Origin of the sequence: Agromyces ramosus (assembly GCF_030817175.1) — a bacterium.
GTDB lineage: Bacteria > Actinomycetota > Actinomycetes > Actinomycetales > Microbacteriaceae > Agromyces > Agromyces ramosus_A.
In genome coordinates, this window is record NZ_JAUSYY010000001.1 from 100640 (window position 1) to 127327 (window position 26688).

Annotated in this window: 26 protein-coding genes, 2 tRNA genes and 1 pseudogene; 9 read left to right on the top strand and 20 right to left on the bottom strand. The window is 70.1% G+C overall.

Translation table 11 applies throughout. The features are described from left to right. Position 1 precedes the first annotated feature (1 nt). Together QFZ26_RS00450 and dut are read right to left on the bottom strand one after the other, a co-directional pair. On the bottom strand, positions 2 to 625 hold the full coding sequence (locus QFZ26_RS00450) for a DUF3710 domain-containing protein (protein ID WP_307038524.1): 624 nt from the start codon (positions 623 to 625) through the stop codon (positions 2 to 4). Beyond that, positions 622 to 1080, bottom strand: a complete 459-nt coding sequence (gene dut / locus QFZ26_RS00455) for a dUTP diphosphatase (protein ID WP_307038525.1) — start codon at positions 1078 to 1080, stop codon at positions 622 to 624. Before dut ends, QFZ26_RS00450 begins: the two co-directional genes overlap by 4 nt. A 38-nt stretch (positions 1081 to 1118) precedes the next feature. Between dut and QFZ26_RS00460 the strand changes: the two genes are divergently transcribed. After that, a complete protein-coding gene (locus tag QFZ26_RS00460) occupies positions 1119 to 1583 on the top strand; it encodes a DUF3093 domain-containing protein (RefSeq protein ID WP_307038526.1) in 465 nt (154 codons plus the stop codon). On the opposite strand, the gene QFZ26_RS00465 is transcribed toward QFZ26_RS00460, so the two are convergent. Then, on the bottom strand, positions 1580 to 1873 hold the full coding sequence (locus QFZ26_RS00465) for a DUF4193 domain-containing protein (RefSeq protein WP_307038527.1): 294 nt from the start codon (positions 1871 to 1873) through the stop codon (positions 1580 to 1582). The genes QFZ26_RS00460 and QFZ26_RS00465 overlap by 4 nt on opposite strands. 192 nt (positions 1874 to 2065) lie before the next feature. On the opposite strand from QFZ26_RS00465, the gene sepH reads away from it, so the two are divergent. Further along, a complete protein-coding gene (sepH, locus tag QFZ26_RS00470) occupies positions 2066 to 3142 on the top strand; it encodes a septation protein SepH (protein WP_307038528.1) in 1077 nt (358 codons plus the stop codon). Positions 3143 to 3250: 108 nt separating this feature from the next. Then, positions 3251 to 3565, top strand: coding sequence for a hypothetical protein (locus QFZ26_RS00475; protein WP_307038529.1), 315 nt, complete (start codon positions 3251 to 3253; stop codon positions 3563 to 3565). Positions 3566 to 3577: 12 nt separating this feature from the next. Here the strand turns inward: QFZ26_RS00475 and QFZ26_RS00480 are convergent, their stop codons facing one another. The 7 genes from QFZ26_RS00480 to QFZ26_RS00510 all read right to left on the bottom strand — a co-directional run bounded on the left by QFZ26_RS00480 (position 3578) and on the right by QFZ26_RS00510 (position 9806). Then, positions 3578 to 4801 (bottom strand): benzoate/H(+) symporter BenE family transporter, encoded by a 1224-nt coding sequence (locus QFZ26_RS00480; RefSeq protein ID WP_307044868.1) that lies wholly within the window; start codon positions 4799 to 4801, stop codon positions 3578 to 3580. A gap of 24 nt (positions 4802 to 4825) precedes the next feature. After that, positions 4826 to 6103: an ATP-dependent Clp protease ATP-binding subunit ClpX gene (gene clpX / locus QFZ26_RS00485; RefSeq protein ID WP_307038530.1), complete on the bottom strand. Its 1278-nt coding sequence runs from the start codon at positions 6101 to 6103 to the stop codon at positions 4826 to 4828. A gap of 208 nt (positions 6104 to 6311) precedes the next feature. Continuing rightward, positions 6312 to 6980: an ATP-dependent Clp protease proteolytic subunit gene (locus QFZ26_RS00490; RefSeq protein ID WP_307038531.1), complete on the bottom strand. Its 669-nt coding sequence runs from the start codon at positions 6978 to 6980 to the stop codon at positions 6312 to 6314. Positions 6981 to 7007: 27 nt separating this feature from the next. After that, complete coding sequence (locus QFZ26_RS00495) at positions 7008 to 7592, bottom strand: ATP-dependent Clp protease proteolytic subunit (RefSeq protein WP_307038532.1); 585 nt, start codon at positions 7590 to 7592, stop codon at positions 7008 to 7010. A 73-nt stretch (positions 7593 to 7665) separates the two neighbouring features. After that, on the bottom strand, positions 7666 to 8148 hold the full coding sequence (locus QFZ26_RS00500) for a tetratricopeptide repeat protein (protein ID WP_307038533.1): 483 nt from the start codon (positions 8146 to 8148) through the stop codon (positions 7666 to 7668). 70 nt (positions 8149 to 8218) lie between these two features. Then, on the bottom strand, positions 8219 to 9682 hold the full coding sequence (tig, locus tag QFZ26_RS00505) for a trigger factor (RefSeq protein ID WP_307038534.1): 1464 nt from the start codon (positions 9680 to 9682) through the stop codon (positions 8219 to 8221). Positions 9683 to 9732: 50 nt separating this feature from the next. Next, a tRNA-Pro gene (locus tag QFZ26_RS00510) sits at positions 9733 to 9806 on the bottom strand. A gap of 181 nt (positions 9807 to 9987) precedes the next feature. Here QFZ26_RS00510 and QFZ26_RS00515 point away from each other — a divergent pair. After that, positions 9988 to 13695 (top strand): SCO7613 C-terminal domain-containing membrane protein, encoded by a 3708-nt coding sequence (locus QFZ26_RS00515; RefSeq protein ID WP_307038535.1) that lies wholly within the window; start codon positions 9988 to 9990, stop codon positions 13693 to 13695. A 78-nt stretch (positions 13696 to 13773) separates the two neighbouring features. After that, positions 13774 to 13847, top strand: a tRNA-Gly gene (locus tag QFZ26_RS00520). 9 nt (positions 13848 to 13856) lie between these two features. Here QFZ26_RS00520 and QFZ26_RS00525 read toward each other — a convergent pair. Then, a complete protein-coding gene (locus QFZ26_RS00525; RefSeq protein WP_307038536.1) occupies positions 13857 to 14201 on the bottom strand; it encodes a DUF3467 domain-containing protein in 345 nt (114 codons plus the stop codon). A 119-nt stretch (positions 14202 to 14320) separates the two neighbouring features. Here QFZ26_RS00525 and QFZ26_RS00530 point away from each other — a divergent pair, with 119 nt between their 5' ends. From QFZ26_RS00530 to QFZ26_RS00540, 3 genes are read left to right on the top strand one after another with little or no spacing between them, the layout of a single operon-like run. Then, the gene (locus tag QFZ26_RS00530; protein WP_307038537.1) at positions 14321 to 14809 is read left to right on the top strand and encodes a Dps family protein; all 489 of its coding nucleotides are present in this window, start codon (positions 14321 to 14323) and stop codon (positions 14807 to 14809) included. A gap of 44 nt (positions 14810 to 14853) precedes the next feature. Further along, entirely contained in the window at positions 14854 to 15582 is a 729-nt protein-coding gene (locus QFZ26_RS00535) for a hypothetical protein (RefSeq protein WP_307038538.1), read from the top strand. Positions 15583 to 15642: 60 nt separating this feature from the next. Continuing rightward, entirely contained in the window at positions 15643 to 16509 is an 867-nt protein-coding gene (locus tag QFZ26_RS00540) for a hypothetical protein (RefSeq protein WP_307038539.1), read from the top strand. An 11-nt stretch (positions 16510 to 16520) separates the two neighbouring features. Here QFZ26_RS00540 and QFZ26_RS00545 read toward each other — a convergent pair whose 3' ends face one another. The 9 genes and pseudogenes from QFZ26_RS00545 to QFZ26_RS00585 all read right to left on the bottom strand — a co-directional run bounded on the left by QFZ26_RS00545 (position 16521) and on the right by QFZ26_RS00585 (position 24968). After that, positions 16521 to 17183: a response regulator transcription factor gene (locus tag QFZ26_RS00545; protein ID WP_307038540.1), complete on the bottom strand. Its 663-nt coding sequence runs from the start codon at positions 17181 to 17183 to the stop codon at positions 16521 to 16523. A 74-nt stretch (positions 17184 to 17257) separates the two neighbouring features. Then, positions 17258 to 17812 (bottom strand): sensor histidine kinase, encoded by a 555-nt coding sequence (locus QFZ26_RS18800; RefSeq protein WP_373460742.1) that lies wholly within the window; start codon positions 17810 to 17812, stop codon positions 17258 to 17260. Positions 17813 to 18019: 207 nt separating this feature from the next. Next, a pseudogene (locus QFZ26_RS18805) lies at positions 18020 to 18659 on the bottom strand (sensor domain-containing protein); the annotation flags it as partial. Beyond that, positions 18649 to 20193 (bottom strand): multicopper oxidase family protein, encoded by a 1545-nt coding sequence (locus QFZ26_RS00560; RefSeq protein ID WP_307038542.1) that lies wholly within the window; start codon positions 20191 to 20193, stop codon positions 18649 to 18651. The pseudogene QFZ26_RS18805 and the gene QFZ26_RS00560, both read right to left, overlap by 11 nt. A gap of 79 nt (positions 20194 to 20272) precedes the next feature. Then, positions 20273 to 21766, bottom strand: a complete 1494-nt coding sequence (locus tag QFZ26_RS00565; protein ID WP_307038543.1) for an amidohydrolase — start codon at positions 21764 to 21766, stop codon at positions 20273 to 20275. Continuing rightward, the gene (locus tag QFZ26_RS00570; RefSeq protein WP_307038544.1) at positions 21763 to 22425 is read right to left on the bottom strand and encodes an FMN-binding negative transcriptional regulator; all 663 of its coding nucleotides are present in this window, start codon (positions 22423 to 22425) and stop codon (positions 21763 to 21765) included. The genes QFZ26_RS00565 and QFZ26_RS00570 overlap by 4 nt, the downstream gene beginning before the upstream one ends. 25 nt (positions 22426 to 22450) lie before the next feature. After that, positions 22451 to 23455, bottom strand: coding sequence for an Fpg/Nei family DNA glycosylase (locus QFZ26_RS00575; RefSeq protein ID WP_307038545.1), 1005 nt, complete (start codon positions 23453 to 23455; stop codon positions 22451 to 22453). 7 nt (positions 23456 to 23462) lie between these two features. Further along, on the bottom strand, positions 23463 to 23966 hold the full coding sequence (locus QFZ26_RS00580) for a ribose-5-phosphate isomerase (protein ID WP_307038546.1): 504 nt from the start codon (positions 23964 to 23966) through the stop codon (positions 23463 to 23465). A 9-nt stretch (positions 23967 to 23975) separates the two neighbouring features. Next, positions 23976 to 24968 (bottom strand): DUF2332 domain-containing protein, encoded by a 993-nt coding sequence (locus tag QFZ26_RS00585; protein WP_307038547.1) that lies wholly within the window; start codon positions 24966 to 24968, stop codon positions 23976 to 23978. An 84-nt stretch (positions 24969 to 25052) separates the two neighbouring features. On the opposite strand from QFZ26_RS00585, the gene QFZ26_RS00590 reads away from it, so the two are divergent. Then, positions 25053 to 26537, top strand: coding sequence for an SDR family NAD(P)-dependent oxidoreductase (locus QFZ26_RS00590; protein WP_307038548.1), 1485 nt, complete (start codon positions 25053 to 25055; stop codon positions 26535 to 26537). The last annotated feature ends 151 nt before the right edge of the window (positions 26538 to 26688 follow it).

The window sequence follows — 26688 nt, forward strand, 5'->3', positions numbered from 1 at the left end:
ACTACGCCGTGGGAGCGCCGGCTGAGGACGCCGGCATGCGGAGCGGGATGAGATCACGCGGCGGCATCGGCGTCGACCCGCGCACGACGACGATCGACCGGAACAGGTCCTCGACCTGGGCCGCGGCAGCGGGGTCGACAGCGGCCTCGCCGGCGATCACGCCACGGAGGAACCAGCGCGGTCCGTCGACGCCGATGAAGCGCGCGAGGCGCATCTGGCCGGTCGGCTGGGCATCGCCCGCCGCGACGGGGATCTGCGCGAGCAGCTCAGGTCCGAAGGTGCCCTCGCGCACCGTGGTGGTGCCGCCCTGCCGCGCGATCTGCTCGGAGATCTGCGCACGGATCTCGTGCCAGAGCCCGCTCGTTCGGGGCGCAGAGAACGGCTGCACCTGCAGCGTGGAATTGGCGTAGTCGAGCCCGATGGCCACGACGCGCTTCGTGCCCTCCTCAACCTCGAGGCGGAGGTGCAGGCCCTCGCGCGGCAGCACCTTGACGCCGCCGAGGTCGACGTACGGGCGAACCGGGTTGGCCTCCGACTCGTCGAAGGGACCGGCGGTGGCCCGATCGTCGGGTGCGGACTTGGGCTGGTCGACGGGGTTGGCGTCGATGTTCTCGATGTCGCTCACGCGTTCACTCCTGACTTGTGCTCCCCGAATCCGGTCGAGCCGAATCCCCCCTCGCCGCGCAGGCTGCCGGGGAGCCGCTCGACTTCGACGAACCGAGCGCGGGTCACCGGCATCACGACGAGCTGGGCGATGCGGTCGCCGGCCTCGATCGTGTACGACTCGGTCGCGTCCGTGTTCAGCACGGCCACCTTGATCTCGCCGCGGTAGCCCGCGTCGACGGTGCCGGGCGCGTTGACGATCGTGATGCCGTGCTTGAACGCGAGGCCCGAGCGCGGCACGACGAACGCGACGTATCCGTCGGGCAGTGCGATCGCGACGCCGGTGCCGACGGTGGCACGCTGGCCCGGCCCGAGGACGACGGCTTCGGAGGCATGGAGATCGGCTCCCGCGTCGCCCGCGTGGGCATACGACGGGACGCGCTCGGCCGTGATCAGTACATCGACGGAATCGGTCACTGTTCGAGGGTAGTCCAGAAGTCTGGTCGAATAGATCCATGCCCGACTACCGCGAGAGACTCTGGCCGACGCCGTGGATCTACATCGCCAGCCTGCTGTTCATCCCCGCCAGCATCCTCGTGCTCGCGCCGGTTTCACTGCCCGCCGGCATCATCACCGGGGTGCTCCTCTACGGCGGCGTCGTGGGTGCGCTGTCGGTCACGGCACCGGTCATCGAGGTGCGCGAGGGGCGGCTGCGCGCCGGCCGCGCCGAGATCTCGCTCGACGACACCGGCGTCGCAGTCGGAGCGACGGATGACGCGGCGCGCGTCGAACGCGGCACCGGTCTCGACGTCCGTGCCTACCTCGTCATCCGCGGATGGGTGCGGCACGTCGTGCGAGTGCCGATCGTCGACCCGGCCGACCCGACGCCGTATTGGCTCGTGTCGACGCGGCATCCGAAAGAACTGGCCGCCGCGATCAATGGATCACGACGGCCTGAGCGTACCGAGCCTGGCGCCTAGGAGGCGCACTCCAGGCAGATCGGTCCGAGCTTCGTGTCGTGGTCGATCTGTGAGCGGTGCTTCACGAGGAAGCAGTTCACGCAGGTGAACTCGTCGGCCTGGGGCGGAAGCACCACGACGTCGAGTTCGACGTCGGAGAGATCGGCACCGGCGAGGTCGAAGCCTCCGGGGTTGTCGGCGTCGTCGACGTCCACAACTCCCGACATCTTGTCGGGGACGCGCTCCTTGAGGGCCTCGATCGACTCGGAGTCGTCTTCGGTCTTGCGCGGTGCGTCGTAATCCGTTGCCATTCCCATCCTTCTTCTGTGCCGATGATTCGGCGGCCATAGTCTGCATCAAATCGGTTGCGTAAGCAAACCACTGAACTGGGGGTTGCGCGCTGCTACGTGCTCAACTTCCGCCGCGCCCGGTCTATTCCCAGCCCCACCCCGCCGGACATGGCATCCTTGGGGCGAGACGAAGGTACGGAAGGGCTTGTCGCGATGCAGGAACTCAAGGTAATCGGAGTCGAGAACGGCGCGTTGCTCGCAGCGTCCGACGACGGCGCGCGCTTCCGGATCGAGATCGACGAAGTGCTCCAATCTCGCATCCGGCAGGCACAGCCCGAGCAGCACACGGGGCCGAAGGTCTCTCCGCGCGAAGTGCAGATGCACATCCGCTCCGGGCTGTCCGCTGAAGACGTCGCGCAGGTGACGGGCGCCTCGATCGAGTACATCCGTCGTTTCGAGGGCCCCGTCCTCGCCGAACGCGAGCACGTCGTGACCTCGGCGCTCGCGGTGCCGGTGCACGTGGCCGTCGAGGCGGAGCCCGCCGACGAGCCGGCCTCATTCGGCGGGGTCATCCGCGACCGCCTCGCGAAGCTCGGTGCTCATGGCGAGCGCTGGGCGAGCTGGAAAGACGAAGAACGCGGCTGGATCGTCAAACTCGAGTTCACCGCCGACACCATCGACCACGATGCCCGGTGGGGGTTCGAGCCGCGCAAGCAGTCGCTCCATCCCCTCAATTCCGAGGCGGTCACACTGTCGCAGCAGGGCGAGCTGAAGGGCGGGCTCATCCCCCGGCTCCGTGCGGTCAGCCCGGATTCCGACGAGTCCCGCTTCGACAGCGGCGCGTTCACCTTCGAGGAGACCGAGCAGGGCGAGTTCGACACCGCCCCGCATCTCGAGCCGCTGCCCTACTCGCGCAGCCCACAGACGTCGAGCCCGGCAGCCGCACGCGCTGCCATCAAGCGCGCCGATGAGCCGAAGCAGACGCTCGGCGAGACCGCCGACCTCCTCGAGGCACTGCGCCGCCGTAGGGGTGAGCGCGAAGCGGCCGGCGCTGGGCCCGAGGAGCTTCCGTCGCCGATCGCGCCCGCGGCACCGGCGTCGCACCACGAGACCCCGAAGCCCGTCGAAGCACCTCCGACCGAGGAGAAGCCCGGCGCGGGTGCCCGCAACATCTGGGGCGCCAAGGCCGTCACCGGTCCCACGACCCGCGGCGCCAAGAAGGGCCGCGCCTCGATGCCGAGCTGGGACGAGATCGTGTTCGGCGCTCGTACCGACGACGACCTGGCCTGAGCCGAAGGTCCGCTCGCCCGCACTCGGGTGACGGCTGCCCCACCGCACACCCTTCGACCGGGCGCCGTCGGCGCGCTCGCATGGTGCTACCATCGAACACATCTTCGAATGTCGGTGGAGGTGCAGATGCCGCTCGTGCAGGAGTTCGTCGAAGTCTGGACGAACGATGCGGGCCAGCCCGAGCGCCTCGTGTGGCGGGCGCGCCGGTTCCGTGTCACCGACACGCCCACCGCCCTGGTCGGGCCGTGCGACTGGTGGAGCCCGTTCACCGGCCACGACGTCTCCCCCGGGCGCGTGCCCCTCGAGATCTCCGGCTGGCGCTTCCAGGCGACCGCCGCCGACGGGGAGACCCACGTCTTCGACGTCGAACGAGTCGCAGGGCGATGGCAGGTGGTGCGCGTCTTCGATTTAAGCCGAGCATGACGCCGCCGAGCCCTACTCGTGGGCGGTCTCCGGTTCTCGCCCGACCGGCGACGATTCCGGGCTCGGCTCGCGCACCCTGCGTGCCGTCGACCCTGCTCGAGGTCGCAGCCAGAGCATGAGCACTCCGCCGACCACGAGGCCCCAGAACGCCGACCCGATGCCGGCGACCGCGATGCCCGACGCCGTGACGAGGAATGTGCCGATCGCGGTGATGCGATGCGCCGGCTCTTCGAGGGCGCCGGTGATCGAGGTCACGAGCGCGCCGAGCAGTGCGAGCCCGGCGACGGCCGTGATGATGATGGGCGGCGACGCCTGCACCACGGCGGCAGCAAGGCCGGCACCTGCCCCGAGCAGGAGGTAGACGATTCCCGAGGTGAAGGTCGCGACCCACCTGCGCGCCGGATCCGGGTTCGACTCGGGGCTCGCCATGATCGCCGCCGTGATCGCCGCGAGGTTGATCGCGTGCCCCCCGGCGAACGCCGCGGCCACCGAGGCAGCACCGGAGGTCACGAGCACCGGACGCGGCGCGAGCCGGTAGCCGAACGTGGACATCACGGCGAACCCCGGCACGTTCTGGCCGGCCATCGTCACGATGAAGAGGGGCACCCCGAGGCTGACGATCACGAACGGGTCGAACACCGGCGCCACGAGCTGAAGTTGCGGACGCACGGCGTCGCTCGCGAGCACCGCCGGTCCCGCGAGCACCCCGATGCCGATCACCGCGACCAGCATGGCCGCGGGAACCGCCCAGCGGGGTGCCAGGCGCGCGAGCAGCAGCCAGACGAGCACCATGGGCACCGCGATCGCCGGCTGCTCCACAGCGGCCGCCACTGGCGCCAGGCAGATCGGGAAGAGGATGCCGGCGAGCATGGCGCTCGCGATGGGCTTCGGGATGTTCGTGATCGCACGCCCGAGCGCCGGCCAGAGTCCGGCGAGCACGATGAGCACGCCGCACACGATGAACGCGCCGATGGCCGCGGCGAACTCCTGCGTGGTCGCGGCGGCCGCGACGAGGAGCGCAGCTCCCGGTGTCGACCAGGCGAATGAGACGGGCAGGCGCATGACGAGCGGCAGCACGATGCAGGTGACGCCGGTGGCGATGCAGAGCGCGAAGAGACCGGATGCCGCCTGCGTCTCGTCGGCCCCGACCGCGAGCAGTCCGGCGATGACGAGCGCGAAGGAACTGGCGAAGCCGGTGATCGCGGCGATGACGCCCGCGACGACGGTGTGGAAGATGGGCGGTGCTCTCTCGTTGCGCCGCTACGCGGACTTCTCGGCGCGACGCGGCTTCATCGGCACGATCGTCGGCGCCGCATTGTCGAGCACCGCCGCCTTGGTCACGACGACTCGCGCGACGCCTGTCGAGGAGGGCACCTCGAACATGATCGGCCCGAGCACCTCCTCCATGATCGCTCGAAGGCCGCGGGCGCCGGTCTGGCGGAGCACGGCGAGGTCGGCGATCGCCCCGAGTGCGTCTTCCTCGAAGTCGAGCTCGACGCCGTCGAGTTCGAACATGCGCTGGTACTGCCTGATGAGGGCGTTCTTGGGAACCGTGAGGATCTCCATGAGCGCATCCCGGTCGAGCGGCGTCACGGTGGCCACGACGGGCAACCGGCCGATGAACTCGGGGATCAGGCCGAACTTGTGCAGGTCTTCCGGCAGCACCTCGCTGAAGATGTCGGCCTCGTCTTCCTTGTTGTGCAGGGGTGCGCCGAAGCCGATCCCCCGCTTGCCGGCGCGCGAGGAGATGATGTCTTCGAGCCCCGCGAAGGCACCGGCCACGATGAACAGCACGTTCGTCGTGTCGATCTGGATGAACTCCTGGTGCGGATGCTTGCGCCCGCCCTGCGGCGGCACCGATGCGACGGTGCCCTCGAGGATCTTCAGGAGCGCCTGCTGCACGCCCTCGCCCGAGACATCCCTCGTGATCGACGGGTTCTCGGCCTTGCGGGCGATCTTGTCGATCTCGTCGATGTAGATGATGCCGGTCTCGGCGCGCTTCACGTCGTAGTCGGCGGCCTGGATGAGCTTGAGGAGGATGTTCTCGACGTCTTCACCGACGTAGCCGGCCTCGGTCAGCGCCGTGGCATCCGCCACCGCGAAGGGCACGTTCAGCTGCTTCGCAAGAGTCTGCGCGAGGTAGGTCTTGCCGCAGCCCGTGGGGCCGATGAGCAGAATGTTCGACTTGGAGATCTCGACGTCGTCGTGGGCACGATCGGCGCTCGTGAGCGTCGTGCGTGCACGAACGCGCTTGTAATGGTTGTAGACCGCGACGGCGAGGGCCTTCTTCGCGGCCTCTTGACCGATCACGTACTCTTCGAGGAATCCGAAGATCTCTTTCGGCTTCGGCAGCTCGAACTCGCCCGACTCGGTCTCGCCGGCTTCGGCGAGACGCTCTTCGATGATCTCGTTGCAGAGCTCGACGCACTCGTCGCAGATGTAGACGCCGGGTCCGGCGATGAGCTGCTGGACCTGCTTCTGGCTCTTTCCACAGAAGGAGCACTTGAGCAGATCGGCGCTCTCTCCGATGCGTGCCATCGAAACCCTCCCTGTCGACGAGTCTGTTCCGAGCCTAGCCCGAGATGGGGCTGTTGGAGCGTAGCGCGTCGGATTCGACACGCCTTGCGGTTCGCCCGCGGCGAACCCGGGCGGCGCGCGTCTCGATTGCGGCATCCGGATACAGCGAAACGCGGCGGATGGCTCGGCTGTCATGCAGCCGGTCATCCGCCGCGTTCACGGTGGGAGGTTATCTCGCGATCGCCGGCAGGCTCTTGCGAGACGAGAGCACCTGGTCGATGAGGCCGTATTCGAGCGCCTCGGCGGCCGACAGGATCTTGTCTCGGTCGATGTCGGTGTTGACCTGCTCCTGCGAACGGTTCGAGTGACGCGAGAGCGTCTCTTCGAGCCACTCGCGCATGCGCATGATCTCGGCCGCCTGGATCTCGATGTCGGATGCCTGGCCGTGCCCCGCCTCGCCCATGGCGGGCTGGTGGATGAGCACGCGGGCGTTCGGGAGCGCGAGTCGCTTGCCGGGGGTGCCCGCCGCCGCGATGACCGCCGCCGCCGACGCCGCCTGGCCGAGCACGACCGTCTGGATCTGCGGACGGATGTACTGCATCGTGTCGTAGATCGCGGTCATGGCGGTGAAGGAGCCACCGGGCGAGTTGATGTAGAGGATGATGTCGCGGTCGGGGTCCATCGACTCGAGCACGAGCAGCTGCGCCATGATGTCGTCGGCGGATGCGTCGTCGACCTGCACGCCGAGGAAGATGATGCGATCCTCGAAGAGCTTGGCGTAGGGGTCTTGGCGCTTGTAGCCGTAGGCGGTGCGCTCCTCGAAGCTCGGCAGGATGTAGCGCGAGCCCGGTGCCTGGACGCCGTTGAAGGCGGTGCCACCGAAAGCAGGGATGTTCATTCGCTCGTTCTCTCTTCTCTCGAGTGCCTACGCCTGGGTTCCGCCGCCGCCGGCCACGTCGAGCGCCGATTCGCGGATGTGGTCGACGAAGCCGTACTCGAGGGCCTGCTGTGCGTTGAACCAACGGTCGCGGTCGCCGTCGGCGTTGATCTGCTCGACGGTCTTGCCGGTCTGCGCCGCGGTGATCTCGGCGAGGCGCTTCTTCATGTCGAGGATGAGCTGCGCCTGGGTCTGGATGTCGCTCGCAGTGCCGCCGAAGCCGCCGTGCGGCTGGTGCAGCAGCACTCGGGCGTTGGGGGTGATGTAGCGCTTGCCCTTGGTGCCGGCCGTCAGGAGGAGCTGCCCCATCGAGGCCGCCATGCCGATGCCGACGGTCACGATGTCGTTCGGCACGAACTGCATGGTGTCGTAGATCGCCATGCCCGCCGTGATCGATCCGCCGGGCGAGTTGACGTAGAGGTAGATGTCCTTCTTGGCGTCTTCCGCTGCGAGCAGTAGCAGCTTCGCCGCGATCTCGTTGGCGTTCTCGTCGCGCACCTCGGAGCCAAGCCAGATGATGCGGTCCTTCAGCAGTCGATCGAAAACACCGGTGCCTGGTGTCGGTTCGGCCATGTGTCGCTCCGTTTCCGTTGTCGCGTTCACTCGAATCTATCCGGTGCAACGCACGCGAACGGGGCTGTTCGCCCTAGGCGGATGCCGCGAGGTCCGCGGCGTATGCGGCGACCGACACGCGGTAGCGCTGCAGGTGCGGTGCGAGGGCTGCGAGTGCGTCGGATGCCGCACGGCGGGCATCGCCCGCGTCGACGAGCGCGAGCGCCCGGAACGCGACCACGGCGTCGTGGAGCTCGCCGGCGTCGGGCTCGATGGCGTCGAGCAGCTCGATCGCCTCGAGGGGCCGCCCGAGGTTGCGGATCGTGGAGGCGAGCTGCACGTGGGCCTGCACACGCTCGGAACCGGCGAGCCCGTTGGCGAGGGCTGCCCGGTAGAGCGGCTCGGCATCGACCTCGAGACCCGCCGAGTCGCGAGCGCCCGCGCGCTCGAAGAGGGCGGCCGGATCGCCTTCGGGCCGTTCGGCGGCGATCGCATCGATGCGGCGGATCACCTCGGCGTCACCCAGGTCGTCGGCCGCGGCCCAGACGGCGTCGATGCGGTGCTGCCAGTCGCTCATGCTGCTCCTCGTGAGATGACGAACGGGGCCGGGCGAATCGCCCGGCCCCGTTCACTGGTTCGATCGTCGACTACTCGTCGTCGGCCTTCTTGCCGGCGCGCTTGCGAGCCGGCTTCTTCGGCTCTTCGGCGTCGGCGGCGGGCGCCTCGGCAGCGTCGGCGGCGTCGGCCTTCTTCGCGTCGCGCTTGCGAGCCGGCTTCGCCTCTTCGGCGGGAGCCTCGGCTGCATCGGTCTCGGTCTCGCTGTCGCCGGCGTCACCCACCGCCGTGAACTCGGAGAGGTCGACGGGGTTGCCTGCGGCATCCGACACCTTCGCCTTGCCGAGCGCGATCGCGAGCGCCTTGTTGCGCGCCACCTCGCCGACCATGGCGGGGATCTGGCCGTTCTGGCTGAGGGCCTGCACGAACTCGTTGGGGTCCATGCCGTATTGCGCTGCGCCCTGCACGAGGTACTGGGTCAGCTCGTCTTGGCTGACCTGCACCTTCTCGGCCTCGGCGATCGAGTCGAGGAGGATCTGCGTCTTGAACGCCTTCTCGCTCGACTCGGCGACCTCGGCACGGTGCTCGTCGTCTTCGAGGCGGTTCTCGTTCTCGAGGTGGCGGTGCACCTCGTCGTCGATGACGGCCTGCGCGACGGGCACGTCGACGAGCTCGAGGAGCTTCTCGACGAGGAGGTCGCGGGCCTGGTTGCCCTGGCCGAACGACTTCGACGTGGCGACCTGGCCCTTGAGGCTGTCGGTGAGCTCGGCGAGCGTGTCGAACTCGCTCGCGATCTGGGCGAAGTCGTCGTCGGCCTCGGGAAGCTCGCGCTCCTTCACGGCGATGACCGTGACGGTGATCTCGGCGGTCTCGCCCTCGTGGTCGCCGCCGAGCAGCTTCGACGCGAAGGTCGTGGTCTCGCCTGCGGAGAGGGTGTCGAGGGCCTCGTCGATGCCCTCGATGAGCTCGCCGGAGCCGAGCTCATAGGAGATGCCGCTCGCGGTGTCGACTTCGGTGCCGTCGATGACGGCGACGAGGTCGAGGGTCACGAAGTCGCCGGTCTTGGCCGGGCGGTCGACCGTGATGAGGGTGCCGAAGCGGCTGCGGAGACGCTCGAGCTCCTCGTCGACCTCGGCGTCGGTGACTTCGACCGAGTCGACCGTGAGCTCGAGGCCGTTGTAGTCGGGCAGCTCGATCTCGGGGCGCACGTCAACCTCGATCGCGAGGAGGAGGTCGCCTGAGAAGTCCTTGTCGCTCGGCCACTCCACGATGTCGGCCTCGGGCCGGCCGAGGGGACGCAGCTCGTGCTCGGCCACAGCGGCACGGTAGAAGCCGTCGAGGCCCTCGTTGACCGCGTGCTCGAGCACGGCGAGCTTGCCGACGCGCTGGTCGACGATGGGCGGCGGCACCTTGCCCTTGCGGAAGCCGGGCACGTTGATCTGCTCGGCGATGTGGCTGTAGGCGTGGGTGATGCTGGGCTTCAGCTCCTCGGGCGTCACCGAGATGGTGAGCTTGGCGCGCGTCGGGCTCAGCTTCTCAACCGAAGTGGTCGGCATGTGGAAGATCTCCTGATTGTCTGGAAGTTCGTGTCGAGTCGTGGAACTCGTCGGGGCGACAGGATTCGAACCTGCGACCTCCCGCTCCCAAAGCGGGCGCTCTACCAAGCTGAGCTACGCCCCGAGTCGCGACTCAACTCGTCGATTCACCCGCGCAGGCATGCCGAAGCACGCGCCAGTCGGGGTGGACCCACGAAAGTCTACTGCACACGCGGGCGGCGTCGCTTGCCGCCCGCCACGCCGAGCCTCGACGGTACTTGTGGATGGTCTCCCGCTGAGCCGATCACGCATGGCAGAGTGTGGCCATGACTGACCGACCCCTCGGCGCCGCGCGCGATCTTCAGCGCTGGCCGGCCGATCCCGACCAGCTCGTCGACACGACGCGCTGCCCGGCCTGCTTCGCACCGCTCGACTCCACTCGCTGCCGCGAGTGCGGCCTCGAGCTCGGCGTGCCGGCGGCGGCCGAGCTGCTCGCCCTGTCGACGCGCGTGCACGCCGAGCTGATTGCGCGCCGGAGCCTCATCACGCGCATGCGAGTGGAGCAGGCGACGGCCGAGCGAGCGGCGGCGGTTGCGGCCGTGCCACCGGTCGCGATCGCGCCGGCAACCTCCGCTCCCACGGTCGCGACAGTCGCCGCAGTGCCGCCAGCCGCATCCGCCCCGCCGTCGCCACTGCCGCCCGCGGCATCCGTCGGCGAGGCCGCACCACGTTCATCGCGGTCGAGCGTGCAGGTGCTGCTCCTCACCCTCGGCGTGGTGCTCATCTCGATCACGGCGATCGTGTTCCTCTTCGTCGCCTACCTCGTGGCGACGCTCGAGGTGCGCTCGGTGATCATCGCGGTCGCGAGCGTGCTCGTGCTGGGTGTGGCGTGGCTCCTTCGGGCGCGCCGGCTGCCGGGCACGGCCGAGGGCGTGGCATCCGTCGCCATCGTGCTGCTGCTGCTCGATGTGTGGATCGTTCGCGCGAACGGGCTGTTCGGCACCGATTCCGTCGATGCCGCGGGCTATACGGGCGCTGCGCTGCTCGTGGTCTCGATCGCCTTGCTCGGCGTGCGCGCGGTCAGCGGCATCCGGGTCGCCGGCTTCGCTGCAGCTGGGCTCGCGCCGGTGGGCGTGTTCCTGCTCGCCTTCCAGGCAGCACCCGAGGGCGAGTTCGCCACCGGCGTGTGGCTCGGATGCCTCGCGGCGTCGCTGCTCGGCACGCTCGCGGTGCTGACCCCGCGCACGGTCGAGCGGGTGATCGTGCTCGGGGCCGGCTTCGCGGCCGGCATCGTCGCGCTCACCGCAGCCGTGTGGGCGCTGCCCGAGTCCGACTGGAACCAGCTGTGGAGCTTCCTCGCGGTCGGTGCGGCCTGGCTACTCGCCCTCATCGCGTTGCGGGCACGCGGTGGCAACCTCTCAGTGGGGTGGACGCGCATCGCCGCCCTCGCACTCGGCGCGAGCCTCGCGCTCGCCCCGGCGGTCTCGATCTTCTCCGAGCTCGACCTGGAGGAACAGGCGCTCTGGCTCGCGCCCGCGGCCGCAGGCGCGGTGGTGAGCGTGCTCGCCGCCGTCGCACGCCTCGTGGCCACGGCATCGCGTGATGCGTTCCGGGCGGCGGCGGCTGCCGTCGTCGTCACGCTCGTCGCCGCCGTGCCGGGCCTCGTGGTGGGCGTTGCCACCGTCGCCGCGCGCCTCTTCGCGAGCGCGCCGCCGTGGCAGCTCGGCGCCGACTCGCCCGTCGTCTCGTTGGTCGCGGAAGCGGAGCTCGCCGCAGTGCTCGTGCCGTTCGTGCTCGCAACGGGTGCGCTCGTCGTCACGGCGCTCGCCCGTCGCTTCCGCACCTTCGCAGCGCTGCCGATCGGCGCGGCACTTGCCGGGGTGCTCGTCAGCGGCGCCGTCGCACCCGGCGTGGCACTCTCAGCGGCGGTACTCCTCGCGCTGGGAGCGGTTGCGCTCGCCCTGGCCGCGATGCTCCGTCCACTTGCGGTACGCGGGCTCCTGACCACGCTGCTCATCGTCGGTGCGAGCGGCGGCGCGCTCGCGTGGTGGGTCGGCTACTCGAGCGCCGACGTCTGGCCGTGGGCGGTCGTGCTCGTGATCGCCACCATCATCGCCGGCCGGGTGTTCGGGCGCCAGGTCTGGACTGCACCTGCCGCGCCGGCGGCCGGCGCAACGCACCTCGCGCTCGCGGCGACACTCGCCGCCACCGCCGTGTTCTCGATCGTGCCGTGGCTCGAGTCGACCGGGGTCGTGCTCGCCGCCCCCTGGGCCTCACCGTGGATGTGGCTCGCGACCATCGGCTCGGCACTGCTCATCGTTGCCGCGTTCGCGCGAGTCGGTACCCCGGCTGACCGCCTGGCGACCGTCGTGCCGATCTTCGCTGCATCGGCGATCGCGCTCATCGGTGTCGCATTGGAAACGGATGCCCCGCTGCGCTGGCTGCCCGCCGTGATCTTCGTCGTCGCGGGCCTCCTGTGGCTGCGCACCGGCACGCTGCCGTCGATGCAGGCGAGCTTCGGGGCCGCGACCCCGCTCGCTCTGGCGCTCGGCGCAGGCCTGGCGGCCGACGAACTGTTCGGCCCCGAGTTCGTGGGCGCCGGCGTGGCCGGTGCGTCCCTGCTCGCCGCCGCACTCGCCCACGTCGTGCTGCCCGCCGACGCTCGCGCTGCGCGGCTCGGCTGGAGCATCGCGGTCGGACTCGCCGCGTTCGCGGCGCTCCTGCTCGGCGCAACCGGCCCGAACTTCACCGACCAGCTCTGGCTCGTGCTGCTGCTCCTGACGCCCATTCCGATCGTCATGGCGGCGCTCGACGGCGACCCGATCGCCGGTCGGCAGCCGAGCCGGCATCTCGCCTGGCTCAGCCTCGGCCTCGCCGTGGCCACCGTGTGGGCGTGGCTCGCCGGCGACGGCGTCGACAACGTCGAGGCCTACACGCTGCCGCTCGCGGTCGCGCTGGCGGTGACGGGCGGCCTGATCACCTGGCGACGCGGCACTGGCGACGCGCGTGCGTCCGGGCGCACGGCACTCTTCGGCGTCGCGGCCGCGGTCGCGGTGCTTCCGAGCGTCGCGTCGAGCGGCGACTCCGAGCTGCGCACGATCGTGCTGAGCTCGATCGGCATCGTGGTGGCGATCGCGGCCGGGTTCCTGCCGGAGTCGGCGCGCGGCGTACCCGTGCGGTTGCTCGGCGTGGCCGCCGGATGGGTCGCGGTCAGCGGTGCGGCGCTCGTGCGCGGTTCGGCGGTGGCGACCGGCACGGAAGACGGCGTCCTCGTCATCGAGTTCTGGCCGCTCGTGGCGCTCGTGGCCGGCATCGCGATCGCGATGACGTGGGCGCGCTCGGCGTCGCGACCCGCGTGGCTCGGCGAAGCGCTGCTCGCGGCATCCGTCGCGCTTGCAACCATTCCCACGGTGCTCGCGATCGTCGCGGGCGACCAGCCGACCCTGCGTGCCGCCGTGCTCTTCCCGTTGCTCGCCGCCGTGCACGTCGCGGCGTCGGCGACGACGGCGCGACCCGTCGGTGGGCCGATGCTCGGCTGGACGTCGCTCGGTGCGCTCGTGCTCGGCGGGCTCGCGGCGCTCGTGTCCGGCGACGTCGACCCGTTCGACATCGTGACCGTATCGGTGGGCGGCGCACTCATCGGCGCCGGCGCGTTCCGCATGCGCCGCTCCCCCGAGCTCGGCAGCTGGCCGGCACTCGGACCGGGCCTCGCGGTGCTGTTGCTGCCGGCGCTCCTCGCCGACTTCACCGACCCCGAAGTCTGGCGGAACGTCGCGCTCGGCATCGCCGCCGTCACCGCGGTCGTGGTCGGCGCGATGCATCGCCTGCAGGCGCCGCTGCTGCTCGGCGGCGCCGTGTTGCTCGTGCACGCGATCGTGCAGCTCTGGCCGTGGATCACCGAGCTCTACGAAGCCGTCTGGTGGTGGCTGTGGCTCGGCATCGCGGGCGTGCTGCTCGTGGTGCTCGCCGCGACCTACGAGCGCCAGCTGCGCCTCGCCCGAGGCACCGTGCGATCGATCGCGGCACTGCGATAGCGAGCGGCTGCCGCGCGCGCGTGGCAGCGGCGGATGCATCGTGTACTACGATGATCCAGTGCCCGCGAGCGGGCGCGCGGGGATGTAGCTCAATGGTAGAGCCTCAGTCTTCCAAACTGATTACGCGGGTTCGATTCCCGTCATCCCCTCCACAACGGCGACTACTGCCCGGGCCCGTGCGGCGCCCACGCATCGGGCGGCTCGACTCGGCCGGTCTCGGCGAGCCACTGGTCGCCCTGGGTCTGCAGCGCCTTGATGAGCATGAAGATCTGCTCCGGGGGAATCCGCACGCGCGCCGCGACGCGGGACTCGAGCACCGCGTGCGGAGGCTGGCCGGTTGCGGCATCCGCCGACGCATGCGCCGGCCGCTTCACGGTCAGGAAATCGAGCACGAAGGTGTTGGGCGTGTGCCAGATGTTCGCGAAGTCGGCGAAGACGCCCACCTCCTGCTCGGGAGGAAGGCTGACGGCGAACTCCATTGGGGGGCGCTGCACTGGATCGGTCATGTGCGCAGGGTATGCGAGGAAGCTTCCAGCCCGGTGAGTGCAGCCTCCCCTTCCTTGAAATAGATCGGCAGCGGCGTAGCGTTGAACCGGACATACGTTCCAGGGAAGGTGGATTGCACATGACCGACACCAAGACCACGCCGAAGACGGGTGCGAACGCGGATGTCGCCGCTGGCGTCGCGCAGTTCCTCACGCCCGTCGTGCAAGAGCTCGTCGCGCTCGCCGTCAACGGCAAGCAAGCGCACTGGCACGTTCGCGGCGTGAACTTCATCGCCGTACACGAGCTGCTCGACGTGGTCGTCGGCCACGCCCAGGACTGGGCCGACCTCGCGGCTGAGCGGGTCGTCGCGTTGGGTCTGCCGGTCGACGGCCGCCTCAAGTCGGTCTCCGACAAGAGCGGCGCGGCCAACCCGAAGCTCGGCTTCCAGCCCTACGACGAGGCGATCGCCGACGTCGTCGCGCAGATCGACCTCGCCGCGGCGAAGGTCGATGAGGCCATCGAGGGACTCGAGGAGCTCGACCCCGTGAGCCAGGACGTCGCCATCGAGATCCGCCGCGGCCTCGACAAGGACCGCTGGTTCCTCTTCTCGCACGTCGCCGTGAAGTAGATCCGCGATAGCGGGGCTGACGGGCCCGGGTGCAGAATGCCGATATGACGGCGGATGCACCCGGGCCCGACTCGTCCCCGAGTGACGATGCCACGCGACTCACCGACGCGCAGAAGTCGTTGCGCGCGCAGATGCTCGCGACCGAGCACTGGAGCCTCCTCGCATCGCGGAGCACGACGCAGAGCGAGGTGCTCACCCGCATCGCGATCTTCCTCACGCTCGTGTCGGCAGGGCTCGTCACGCTCGGCGTGCTCGGCAACGCGACCGAGTTCCGGGGGTGGTTCGGCGTCGCCGCACTCGGCGTGCTGTTCCTGCTCGTGCTGCTCGGAGTGATCACCCAGTTGCGGGTGTTCAATACGGCGACCGAGGATCTGGCGTATGTGCTCGCGATGAATCGGCTTCGCGGCGCCTATCTCGACCTCGATCCCGGGCTCGAGCGGTACTTCATCATGGGCGTAACCGACGACGAGGCGGGAGCGGTCAAGACCTACTACCCGTTCGCCGTTCGTGACCGTTCGCAGGTCTTCGCGAGCTCGATGATGCTGATGCTGGTCGTGAACACCGCACTCGTCGGACTCTTCGTGGGAGCGCTGACCTACGCGATCGCGGGTTCGGTGGGCTGGTCGATCGCGCTCGGCGTCGTCATCGCGATCGCCGTGTTCGCGCTCTGGATGTCATGGGGATACCGCGGCTATCGCCATGTGCTGCGCGCGCACGTGCCGCTGCGCCGCGGCGACGGCGAGGCGCGGCGATCCGGGCCGCCGACGCTGTGACGACTGAGCTGTCGTAAACGTTGTCTGTCGGCTCCAGCCCATCCGCCCTAGCCTGACCTCATGCGTCACGTCTTCCTCGTCATCCTGAGCGCCCTCCTGCTCGTCGGGTGTGCGAGCAACCCCACGCATCCTGACCCGCGCGAGTCTCCGCCGGTCGAAACACCCTCGGTGGCCCATCCGAACCTCTCCGACGAGTCGCGGGCACTCGGCCTCATCGGACTGTGGCGCGTGTCCGGCGCCGCCGGCGAGCAGTCGGACACCTGGCTGCGCCTCGACACCGTCGACTTCCAGTTGTGGCGGGACTGCGGCATGATCCAGGGCTCGTGGACCGCGGGAGAAGCGGCGTTCATCGCCTCGACCTACGGCGCGAGCGGCGGATGCGCCGATGGCGGGCTGCCCGACGTCGCCTGGCTCGAGTCCGCGACCGCCTACGAACCCACGGGTGAGGGATGGCGGCTCACGGATGGCGGCGGCAGCGTGGTCGCGACGCTCACCGTCGACGGCGCTCCGGAACCGATCGAGACCGCCGCCGACTTCTACGCGCAACCGCCCGAGGTGACGGCGGAGACCCGCGAGGCGTTCCGAAGGAACGTGCCACTGCCCCTCGGCATCGAGGCAGCGACACCGGAGTCGCTCACCGGCCGATGGGTTCCGGTCGAGACCACAGGAGCGACCGACCCGCACGTCGACTTCGTCGCCGCCGGATCGTGGGAGGGCTCCGACGGCTGCAACGGTGCGGCGGGCCGTTGGTCGTCGGGTTCCGACGGCGAGTTCCTCGCCACCTCGGGGCCGTCGACGCTCATGGCCTGCGACGGCGCCCCCGTCCCGTACTGGGTCGCGGCCGCCCGCATCGCGGGCTTCGACGGCGATCGCCTGCTCCTCTTCGACGGTGACGGGAACGAGCTCGGCCGCTTGATGCGGGGCTGAGGAGGCGTCGGCTACCGCTGCAGCCAGGTGAGCACCGCGAGCACGCGCCGGTGGTCGGTGCCCGAGTCTTCCAGGTTGAGCTTCTGGAAGATCGAGGTGACGTTCTTCTCCACCGCGCCGACGCCGATGTAGAGCTGTTTCGCGATGCCTGCATTCGTGCGGCCCTCGGCCATGAGCGTCATCACCTCGCGTTCGCGCGGGGTGAGCGATTCCAGCGGGTCGCTGCGCCGCGAGAGCAGCTCGCGAACGACCTGCGGGTCGAGCACGGTGCCGCCCTGACTCACCCGCTCCACCGCGTCTTCGAGCTCGTCGAGCGATGCCACGCGGTCCTTCAGCAGGTAGCCCATGCCGCCTTCGCCCGATGAGAGCAGTTCGTGGGCATACGTGCCCTCCACGTATTGGCTGAGCAGCAGCACGCCGAGCTTCGGCTTGCGCCGCCGCAGTTCGATCGCGGCACGCACGCCCTCGTCGCGGAACGTGGGCGGCATCCGCACGTCGAGGACGGCGAGGTCGGGGTCGGTCTCATCGATCGCGGCAAGCAGCGAGTCGGCTTCGCCATAGGCCGCGACCGTCTCGAATCCCGCCTCGTCGAAGAGCCGTACGAGGCCCTCGCGCAAGAGCACCGAGTCCTCGGCGAGCACGATTCGAAGCGGGCCGCGGGCGGGGTCGGTCATGCCCCCACATTAGCGGCGCGACGGCCGCCATCGCCCGCCCGGCGGGGTCACCGCCGGGCGGGCGACGTCGACGATCAGACGATGCCGGATGCCCCGAGCGGCGTATACGGAATGTGCGCGCCGATCATGGTCGGCCCGCCCGGGGGGCTGTCGACCACGAGAGTTCCCCGCAGCCCGTAGACGCGCTCGGTGAGTCCGGCGAGGCCGTGACCCGGCGTCGAGACGGCGCCGCCTGTTCCGTTATCGGTGACCCAGACATCCAGCCAGTGCCCGGTCGCTCCGGTGTCGCGCGTCGAAACGCGCAGTCGGATGCCCGTGGCATCGGCGTGCTTGACCGCGTTGGTGAGGAGCTCGGCGGCCACGAAGTAGGCGTTGCGTTCGATCGCGGTCGGGAGCGCGGCATCCGGCGGCAGGTCCATCTCGACGGTCACCGGCACCGGACTCCGCGTGGCGAGCGACTCCAGCCCCGCGGCGAGGCCGCGGTCCTGGAGGATCGGCGGGGCGAAGCCGCGCGACAGGGCGCGCAACTCGTCGAGGGTCTCCCGCGCCTGGTCGCGCGCCTCGACGATGAGCTCGCGGGCCGCATCCGGGTCGCGGTCGAGCTTGCGCTCGATCGTGGCGAGGTCCATCTGCAGGCGCACGAGGCGCTGCTGCGGTCCGTCGTGGATGTCGCGCTCGAGGCGTCGCAGCGAGGCGTCTTCGGCCTGCACCGCCGCGCCACGGGATGCCGCGAGCTGCTGCACCTCCCGTTCGAGCGCCTCGGAACGCCACGAACCGAGCAGGCCCCGCGCGATGACATCGTGAAGCAGCGTGAGTCCGCGGAACACGAACGGCAGGGTGGCGAGGAAGATCAGCCCGATGATGAACTCGAAGATGCCCTCGCCGATGCGGGGATCCACCGACAGCGCGTTGCCCGGGAAGAGGAAGTCGACGACGACGTCGTACAGCCAGAAGTCGCGGCCGTCGCTGCCGTCGGGGATGTAGCGCTGCCAGATCCACCCGGTGAGCCCGCCGAGCGCCACCGAGGTCCACACCACGGTGAGGACCCACGAGACGATGCTGACGATCGGGTTGATGATCACGCCGTGCAGGAGGGAGAGCCAGTAGTGACCGTCGATGAACGGCGCGAACATCGTGCGCCAGAAGCCCTGGTCGCGGTCGACGTGATCCCACGCCGGCCGGCCGCACGGCCGGGCGCCCGGCCCACTCGAGCCGCACGAGCTCGAGCGTGCCGAAGCCGCGGGCGATGAAGAGCGATGCGACGACGATGAAGATGCCGAACACGATGAAGATGAGCCCGAGTCCGGTGAAGAACGTCGTCGAGAGCACGACGAGGCCGACGATCGCGATCGGCATCGTGAGGATGAGGAAGCCGAACTCGCGCGGCACCGTCTTCCACAGCGACCAGTAGCTGCGGCCGTGGCTGCGCGCGGGCGCGACATCCGTCGGCGTCTCGGTGATGATCTCAGTGCTCATGGTGGGTTCCCTCAGTCATCGTCGCACGCTGACCCGGCTCGACGACGGCGAACTGCCCCATCATCCCCTGGTCCTCGTGCCACAGCAGGTGGCAGTGGTACATGTACGGCGTGTCGGGATCGGAGTAGTCCTCGAAGCGCATCAGGAGCTCGTACTCGGTCTCGGGCTCGGTGAAGATCGTGTCCTTCCAGCCGGCGAGCTCGGGCGGCGGCGCAGCGCCGTCGATGGAGGCGACGCGAAACTGCACGTCGTGCACGTGGAAGCTGTGCGGCACCGAGGTCGCGTTCTCGACCACCCAGCGCTCGAGGGTGCCGACCGTGACGGTCTCATCGATGCGGCCCATGTCCATCGCCTCGCCGTTGATCTCGAAGCTGTCGTTCAGTTCGAACGTGCGGGTCGTCACGACCTCGGCCTCGTCGAAGGCCGGGATGCTGTTCAACTGCTCGGGCACTGCCGGGGCCGGGTCGAGCTCGTCGGCCGCACGCACCTGAAGTACGTCGAACGAATCCGTGCCGCCGTTCGTCGCAGCGACGGGTCCCACGAGCGCGGCGATCTCGGGGGTCATCCGCGACTGCAGGACGACCTCCTCGCCGGGCGTGACGCGCAGGAGCACTTCGGCCCGCTCCCCCGGTGACAGCCGCACGTGGTCGAGCTCGACGGGTGCTTCGAGGAGGCCGCCATCGGTGCCGATGAGCTCCATCGGCCGGCCATCGCTCCAGGCGAAGGCGTAGCTGCGCGCCGTCGACGCGTTCAGGAGCCGGAGGCGCACGACCTCGTCGTGGACGTCGAGGTAGGGGCCGCGCGTTCCGTTGACGATGAGCTCGTCGCCGAGTCCGCCCGCGTACCCGCGCGGGTTCGCCTCCTGCTCGCCCTCAGCCGAGAACCCGGTGTCCTGGACGATGACCGGCACGTCGTCGACCCCGTACTCGCGCGGCAGTGCGAGCGCGGCCTCGGCGTCGTCCTGTACGAGGAACATGCCCGCGAGCCCGCGGGAGACGTGGTCTTCGGTCTCGCCGTGAGGGTGCGGGTGGTACCAGAGCGTCGCGGCCTGCTGGTCGATGTCCCATTCGGGCGACCATGAGCCGCCCGGCTCGACCATCTGGTGCGGCCCGCCGTCCATTTCGGCGGGCAGGTGCATGCCGTGCCAGTGCACGGTCGTGGGCTCGTCGAGCGAGTTCGTCATGTCGACCCGCACGTGCTCGCCGCGCTTCGCGACGATGGTCGGGCCGAGGTAGCGGCCGTTGAAGCCCCAGGTGTCGCTCGACTCCCCGGGTTCGAACTCGGTCGCGCCGGCCTGGGCGTCGAGGGCGAAGACCCGGGTGCCGTCGGCGTCGACGGTCGACTCGGCGAGCGGAGGGATCGCGAGGGGCTTGTCGAAGTCGACCTTGCCGATCGTCGAGACCTGGCCGGGGCCGGCGATGCCGCAGCCGGCGAAGGCCACGGCGATGAGGCCGCCGGCGGCGACTGCGGCGAGGGCGCTGAGCGTCGCCCGCGGGCGACGGAGACGAGAGGTATGGGTGCGTGCTTCAGGCATGCTTCCAGCCTCGTGAGCGCGGCTGGGCCGCCACAGCCGGTGGGCAGCCGGATCGGGTCGGGGGTTTTCCCCCGAAGTCTCAGCGCGCGTCGTGCGTGAAGCGGCCTGCGAGCAGCGTCGCCGCGACGGGCATCGTGCGAAGGTCGTCGGCGGATGCCGCGAGCGGATCGAGCTCGACGATGGCGAGATCGGCCGGGGCTCCGGACCGGACCACTGCTCCCCGACCACCGGTGGATGCGACCAGCGCGGCACGCGCCTCGATCGCCTGCTCGGGATGCCACGGCTCGCGCCCGTCGCGGGCGCGGCCGACCGCCGCGGAGATCGCGACCCAGGGGTCGAGCGGCGCCACCGGCGCGTCGGAGCCGAGGGCGAGCTCGACGCCGGCCGCCGCGAGGTCGGCCAGCATGAAGGCGCGGTCGGTGCGTCCGGCCCAATAGCGGTCGGCGACGTCGCGGTCGTCCATCGCGTGCTCGGGCTGCACGCTCGCGACGACGCCGAGTTGCGCGAAGCGGGCGACGTCTTCCCTGCGCAGCAGCTGGGCGTGCTCGATCGAGCCGCTGCATCCGACCGCCTCGAACGCGTCGAGCACTCGAGCGTTGGCCCGGTCGCCGATCGCGTGCACCGCCGGGGCGATGCCGGCCTCGTGCGCGCGGCGCATGAGCGGCACGAGCTCGTCGTACGACACGGTCGCGAGGCCGTAGGGGTGCTCGTCGGGCGCCAGGCCCGGGTACGGGTCGAAGCACCACGCGGTGCGGGTGTTCAGGGAGCCGTCGGTGATGACCTTGTAGGCGCCGACGGTGACGAGGCCGTCGGTGCCGGGAACGACCTCGCCGGTACGAAGGCCCTCGGCGATCGCCCGATCGAGATGCTGCGTATAGATGCCGAACGACACGCGCAGCGAACGGAGGCCCGAGCCCACGCGCCGCACCCAGTCGTCGCGATTCCAGCGCATCTCGTAGTCGACGATGCCGACCACGCCGCGAGCCGCCGCGCGTGCGGCGGCCTCGGCCACCCATTCGTCGAGCACGTCGTCGGCGACGTCATCGATCGCGCGAACGAGGCGGAAGCAGTCGTCTTCACGGAGCAGCCCGCTCGCGCCCGCGAGCTGCTCGACGCCGTGGCGGCGGACCGCGGCCGAGTTCAGCCAGCACGCGTGCAGGTCGGCCGCGACGAGCACGACCGGCACGTCGCCCGAGACCGCATCGAGCACGGCGCGAGTCGGGGCATCGGTCCACAGCCCGTCGCGGTAGCCGAACCCGATCACCTCGGCGTCGCCACGGTCGACGGATGCCGCGACAAGCGCCGCGACCGCCGCCGCCGAGTCGGCGCCCGCCAGGTCGAGCCTGCGCGACACCATCGCCCATTGCGAGGCGTGCACGTGGCGGTCGTGGAGCCCTGGGATCACCCAGCGACCCTCGACGTCGATGTCGCGAACGGCGACGGATGCCCCGTCGCGAGGCGGTGCGGCGCCCGCAGGCGTGATCGCCGCGACGATCCCACCGGCCACGTGCACGTCGACGAGCCCCTCGACGCCGGGCAGCCGCGCCGACGTGAGGCGCACGTCGCCGTTCACGCGCCGGCCGCCGAGTTCGCCCGCGCCGCTCGCAGCGCCTCATGCGTTCGCCGCATCTCCGCGGCGAGCGCGGGACTCGCGTACGGGCCATCGCCCTCGAGTTCGTCGATGATGCGGTCGACCGTCTCAACCGGTCGGTTCTGGCTCATCTTGTTCTTCGCCGTGAACCGCGTGATCGGGATGCGCAGTCCGACGGTGCCCGTCGCGATGCGGTCGGCGTACTCCGAGTTCTCGGCCGTGCCGCGCATGCGGCGAGGCTCGGGCATCGCGTCTTCGAAGTGGTCGACGAGCGACTCCAGCACGCGCAGGTTCTCGTGGGCGGGGAGCAGCTCGGGCGTGCCGTAGAGGTGCGCGGTGACGAAGTTCCAGGTCGGCACGGCGGGATTCGCGTCGTACCAGCCGGGCGAGATGTAGCCGTGCGGGCCCTGCACGATGATCATCACCTCGTGGCGTCCGAGCTCGTGCACGACCTCGTCTGGGCGACCGACGTGCGTGAGCAGCACGATGCCGTCGGCCTCCTCGTCGAGGAGCACCGGGTAGTGGGATGCCACGAGTCCTGCGGCATCCGTCATGCTCACGATCGTCATCCACGGGTGCTCGCGGATCAGGCGCTTGATGCCCTCGTCGCTCGCGAGCGTGAAGCTGGGGTTCTGGCGCATGCGATTCCTTCGGCGGGCGGGTGGTTCAGGCCTGGCAGTAGGGGCACCAGTAGAGCTTTCGGGCACCCAGTTCCTCGAGCACGATGTTCGTGCCGCACACGCGGCATGGCAGACCCTCGCGCTTGTAGACCCAGTGCCGGTCGGCCCGGTTGGCGAGCGCCGCGCGATACGCCTCGGGGTCGAGGTCGTCCATGGTCATCATCTGGCCGGTCTCGACGCCGAGGCGGAGGAGCTTGGCCCAGTCGTGCCACAAGTGGCGAACGTGCTCTTCGGGCACGAGCCGGCCCGGCGTGTGCGGGTTCTGGCGGGCGCGGAAGAGCAGTTCGGCTCGGTACACGTTGCCGATGCCGGCGACGACGTTCTGGTCCATGAGGAGCAGCGCGATGGGCGTGGGCTTCTTGGTGACGGATGCCACGAACCGGTCTTCGGCCGCACGGCCCGCGTCGATGAGGGGGTCGGGGCCAAGCCTCGCGACCACGGCCTCGACCTGGGCAGGGTCGAGCACCTCGCACGCCGTGGGGCCGCGCAGGTCGGCGCAGATCGTGTCGGTGAGCAGGCGCACGCGGACCTGCCCGACCGGTTCGGGCGGGAACGTCGCGAGGTCGCCACCCTCCTTCTCGGACTCGGACATGCGAAGACGCGCCTTGCGAGGCGCCCCGATCGAGGTGAGCGAGTTCTCTCCCGCCGTGTCGAACACGACCGCGTCGGGGTTCGGGCCCTCGAGGAACGTGCCCTTCTGGTTGGTCTGGCCCATGCGGCCGTTCGCCGACGCGATCGTGGCATCCATGCGGATGTCGCCGGCGAAGTCCCATGCGCCGTACATGCCCAGGTGCACGCGCAGCCACACGTCGCCCTCGAAGCCGAGGAACATCTGCTTGCCCACGGCACGGGCATCGGTCATCCGTCGCCCGTCGATCTCAGCGGCACCCAGGGCGAACCGGCCCTGCGGGCTCCACGCGTGCACGACGTGGCCGACGAAGTTGCGCTCGAACTGGCGGGTGATGCGATGGACGGAGTGACCCTCGGGCATCGCGCTGCTAGGCCTCGCCGGGGTCGACGTCGACGCCCTTGCCGGTGATGTCGCCGGTCGTCTCGTACTCGGCGAGCTGCGCGATGCGGCGCACGTGCCGCTCGTCGCCCGAGAACGGCTCGGCGATGAACGCGTCGATGTAGCGGATCGCCTCTTGGACGGTGTGCTGCCTGGCACCGATCGAGATGACGTTGGCGTCGTTGTGCTCGCGGGCGAGCATCGCGGTGTCCATGCTCCAGACGAGGGCCGCACGGATGCCCCGGACCTTGTTCGCGGCGATCTGCTCGCCGTTGCCCGAGCCGCCGAACACGACTCCGAGTGCACGGACGCCCGCAGCCTGGTCGCGTGCGACCCCGAGTGCCGCGTTGATGCAGAACGCCGGGTAGTCGTCGAGCGGGTCGTACTCGGTGGGGCCGTGGTCGACGACCTCATGACCGCCGTTGGTCAGGTGGTCGACGAGGGTGCGGCTGAACTCGAGGCCGGCGTGGTCGGTCGCGATGTGGATGCGCATGCGCCAAGTCTAGGGATTCGGCACCCACCGGAGGGCGCGTCCATGCGGCTGCGCCCACGCGAGCTGCTCGCCGTCGAGGGCGAGCACGAGATCGGAGCTGTCGTTCGGCACATCGTCGCGCACGCGGATGCCGCGAATGACGGTTCGGCCTTCGGCTGACAGCCAGTGGCCGGGCAGGTCGCGCACCTGCCGGACGAAGTCTCCGCGACCGGCCTCGTCGAGGTACATGAGCACGGCGGTGTGGAAGACGACGAGCGTGGCATCGGACGGCGCGGACGCGGCGAGCGCGGCGAGCTGCTCGTTGAGGTCGCCGCTGACGAGGCGGGGCGGGTCTTGCGCGGCGATCGCGGCGGCCATGCGGAGCCTGGCGCGACGATCGTCGTGCTCGGGCCAGACGAGGGCGTCGAGCCAGTCGACGTCGGCCGGCGAGCGCACGTCGAGGGGGCTGAGGTCGATGCCCGCACGCCAGACGATCTCAGGAAGGTGCGGCGGCACGGGTGCGGGCGTGTCGCCGAGGAGGGTGCACTCGAGGACGACAGGGCTGGGCCCGTCGGCCGGGTCGAGCGGTTCGCGTCCTGAATAGCGGTAGCTGTAACGGTCGGGGTAGAGGCAGAGTCCGGCCGAGGCGCCGACCTCGAGCAGTGCGATCGGTCCCTCGATGCCGCCGAGCACGGGAACGTGCAGTGCACAGCGGGCGGCCTCGTTCGTCTGCGTCGCGTGGGTGAGCGCGACCTCGCGCACCTCGCTCCAGTGCTCGGCGAGCCAGCCGGCGAACGCCGGATACGGACCGGGCTGCGCTCCGAGCAGGCGCGCGGCCGAGAAGACGAGGTTCGGTTGGCGCTTCGGCGACGGCAACTCGTCGATGAGCGCCAGCGTCGTGGCATCCGTCGCGACTCCGGCTGCCCAGGCCTCATAGGTGGCGGACATGCCGCGCGCCTCGACCTCGGCGAACGAGCGATACCGGTCGGCCGTCGCAGCCGACGCATCCGTGCTGGTGACCATGCGGTCACGCTACTCTGTCGACTCCACCGGCAACGGCTGTTCGCACACAGGTGCTCGGAGGCCTGCAGCCCGTAGAATGCGCGGATGCCCTCCGCCGACTCCGAATCCGCCAGCGCGCCCATGATCGACGCGCGAGATCTCGAGACGACGCTGCGGGTCCTGGCCACGCTCAGCGAGCTCGACGAGCACGACCCCGACTTCGAGACCGTGCGCCGGGCGACGGCGAAGATGTTCAAGGCCGTCAAGGTCGCACGCCGCCTCGAGAAGCGGCGAGTCGTGCAGGACGCCGACCGCGCCGTCATCGCCGCGACGGCGACCGGCGCTCCGACCCGGATCGATGACGAGACGCGCGGCGCAGACCTCATCAGCGGCACCGATGCGCGCACTGCGGGCGAACTCCGCGTGGCGCGCCCCTGCTACATCTGCAAGCAGCGGTACACGCTCGTCGACGCGTTCTACCACCAGCTCTGTCCGTCCTGTGCCGCGACCAGCCATGCCAAGCGCGACGCACGCACCGACCTCACAGGCAAGCGCGCACTGCTCACCGGCGGTCGCGCGAAGATCGGCATGTACATCGCGTTGCGGCTGCTGCGTGACGGCGCCCACACCACGATCACCACGCGGTTCCCGCGCGACGCCGCGCGTCGGTTCGCTGCGATGCCCGACGCGGGCGAGTGGCTGCACCGGTTGCGGGTCGTCGGCATCGACCTGCGCGACCCGGCGCAGGTCATCGCGCTCGCAGACGACGTGGCAGCACAGGGCCCGCTCGACATCCTCATCAACAATGCGGCGCAGACGGTGCGCCGCTCGCCCGGCTCGTACGCCCCGCTCGTCGAGGCGGAGTCCTCGCCGCTGCCTGATGGGCCGATGCCCGAGCTCGTGAGCTTCGGTCACACGAGCGATGCGCATCCGCTCGCCCTCGCGGAGTCCGTGTCGAGTCATCCGGTGCTCTCGTCCGGCCTCTTCGCCGGCACGATGACCGCCGACGACCTGACCGCGCTCGCGCTCGCCCCCGGATCGAGTTCGCTCGCCAGGCTCGCCGAGCGCACTGCGATCGATGCCGGCGGCCTCGTGCCCGACCTCCACCACGAGAACAGCTGGAGCGCCGTGGTGCAGGACGTCGACCCGCTCGAGATGCTCGAGGTGCAGCTCTGCAACACCACGGCGCCCTTCATCCTCGTGAGCCGCCTGCGAGCGTCGCTCGCTGCGACGACCGCTCGCCGCAGCTACGTCGTCAACGTGTCGGCCATGGAGGGCGTGTTCAGCCGTGGCTACAAGGGGCCGGGGCATCCGCACACGAACATGGCGAAGGCGGCGATGAACATGCTCACGCGCACGAGCGCCAAGGAGATGTTCGCCGACGGCATCCTCATGACGAGCGTCGACACAGGCTGGATCACCGACGAGCGCCCGCATCCGACCAAGGTGCGGCTCGCCGAGGAGGGCTTCCACGCACCGCTCGACCTCGTCGACGGCGCCGCGCGGGTCTACGACCCGATCGTGCGCGGCGAGGCGGGCGAGGACCTGACGGGGGTGTTCCTGAAGGACTACGAGCGCGCCGGCTGGTGACGCGCCGCCCCCGTCGGCAACCCCGCGCCGCGAGGCATCCGATGCTGCCACGTTCGTGCGCAGGATGACCCCGCCGATCCGGCGTCCGCGGGACTAGGCTGTTCCTCATTGCCTGCGGCCACGAGCCGCGTCGATGAGCTGCGAAGGAGCC

Bases quoted from the DNA above. Each gene is read 5' to 3' on its own strand.
- QFZ26_RS00460 (WP_307038526.1), top strand. From the start codon at position 1,119: ATGCCCGACTACCGCGAGAGACTCTGGCCGACGCCGTGGATCTACATC.
- QFZ26_RS00465 (WP_307038527.1), bottom strand. From the start codon at position 1,873: ATGGCAACGGATTACGACGCACCGCGCAAGACCGAAGACGACTCCGAG.
- sepH (WP_307038528.1), top strand. From the start codon at position 2,066: ATGCAGGAACTCAAGGTAATCGGAGTCGAGAACGGCGCGTTGCTCGCA.
- QFZ26_RS00475 (WP_307038529.1), top strand. From the start codon at position 3,251: ATGTCGGTGGAGGTGCAGATGCCGCTCGTGCAGGAGTTCGTCGAAGTC.
- clpX (WP_307038530.1), bottom strand. From the start codon at position 6,103: ATGGCACGCATCGGAGAGAGCGCCGATCTGCTCAAGTGCTCCTTCTGT.
- QFZ26_RS00490 (WP_307038531.1), bottom strand. From the start codon at position 6,980: ATGAACATCCCTGCTTTCGGTGGCACCGCCTTCAACGGCGTCCAGGCA.
- QFZ26_RS00495 (WP_307038532.1), bottom strand. From the start codon at position 7,592: ATGGCCGAACCGACACCAGGCACCGGTGTTTTCGATCGACTGCTGAAG.
- QFZ26_RS00500 (WP_307038533.1), bottom strand. From the start codon at position 8,148: ATGAGCGACTGGCAGCACCGCATCGACGCCGTCTGGGCCGCGGCCGAC.
- tig (WP_307038534.1), bottom strand. From the start codon at position 9,682: ATGCCGACCACTTCGGTTGAGAAGCTGAGCCCGACGCGCGCCAAGCTC.
- QFZ26_RS00515 (WP_307038535.1), top strand. From the start codon at position 9,988: ATGACTGACCGACCCCTCGGCGCCGCGCGCGATCTTCAGCGCTGGCCG.
- QFZ26_RS00525 (WP_307038536.1), bottom strand. From the start codon at position 14,201: ATGACCGATCCAGTGCAGCGCCCCCCAATGGAGTTCGCCGTCAGCCTT.
- QFZ26_RS00530 (WP_307038537.1), top strand. From the start codon at position 14,321: ATGACCGACACCAAGACCACGCCGAAGACGGGTGCGAACGCGGATGTC.
- QFZ26_RS00535 (WP_307038538.1), top strand. From the start codon at position 14,854: ATGACGGCGGATGCACCCGGGCCCGACTCGTCCCCGAGTGACGATGCC.
- QFZ26_RS00540 (WP_307038539.1), top strand. From the start codon at position 15,643: ATGCGTCACGTCTTCCTCGTCATCCTGAGCGCCCTCCTGCTCGTCGGG.
- QFZ26_RS00545 (WP_307038540.1), bottom strand. From the start codon at position 17,183: ATGACCGACCCCGCCCGCGGCCCGCTTCGAATCGTGCTCGCCGAGGAC.
- QFZ26_RS18800 (WP_373460742.1), bottom strand. From the start codon at position 17,812: ATGGACCTCGCCACGATCGAGCGCAAGCTCGACCGCGACCCGGATGCG.
- QFZ26_RS00560 (WP_307038542.1), bottom strand. From the start codon at position 20,193: ATGCCTGAAGCACGCACCCATACCTCTCGTCTCCGTCGCCCGCGGGCG.
- QFZ26_RS00570 (WP_307038544.1), bottom strand. From the start codon at position 22,425: ATGCGCCAGAACCCCAGCTTCACGCTCGCGAGCGACGAGGGCATCAAG.
- QFZ26_RS00575 (WP_307038545.1), bottom strand. From the start codon at position 23,455: ATGCCCGAGGGTCACTCCGTCCATCGCATCACCCGCCAGTTCGAGCGC.
- QFZ26_RS00580 (WP_307038546.1), bottom strand. From the start codon at position 23,966: ATGCGCATCCACATCGCGACCGACCACGCCGGCCTCGAGTTCAGCCGC.
- QFZ26_RS00585 (WP_307038547.1), bottom strand. From the start codon at position 24,968: ATGGTCACCAGCACGGATGCGTCGGCTGCGACGGCCGACCGGTATCGC.
- QFZ26_RS00590 (WP_307038548.1), top strand. From the start codon at position 25,053: ATGCCCTCCGCCGACTCCGAATCCGCCAGCGCGCCCATGATCGACGCG.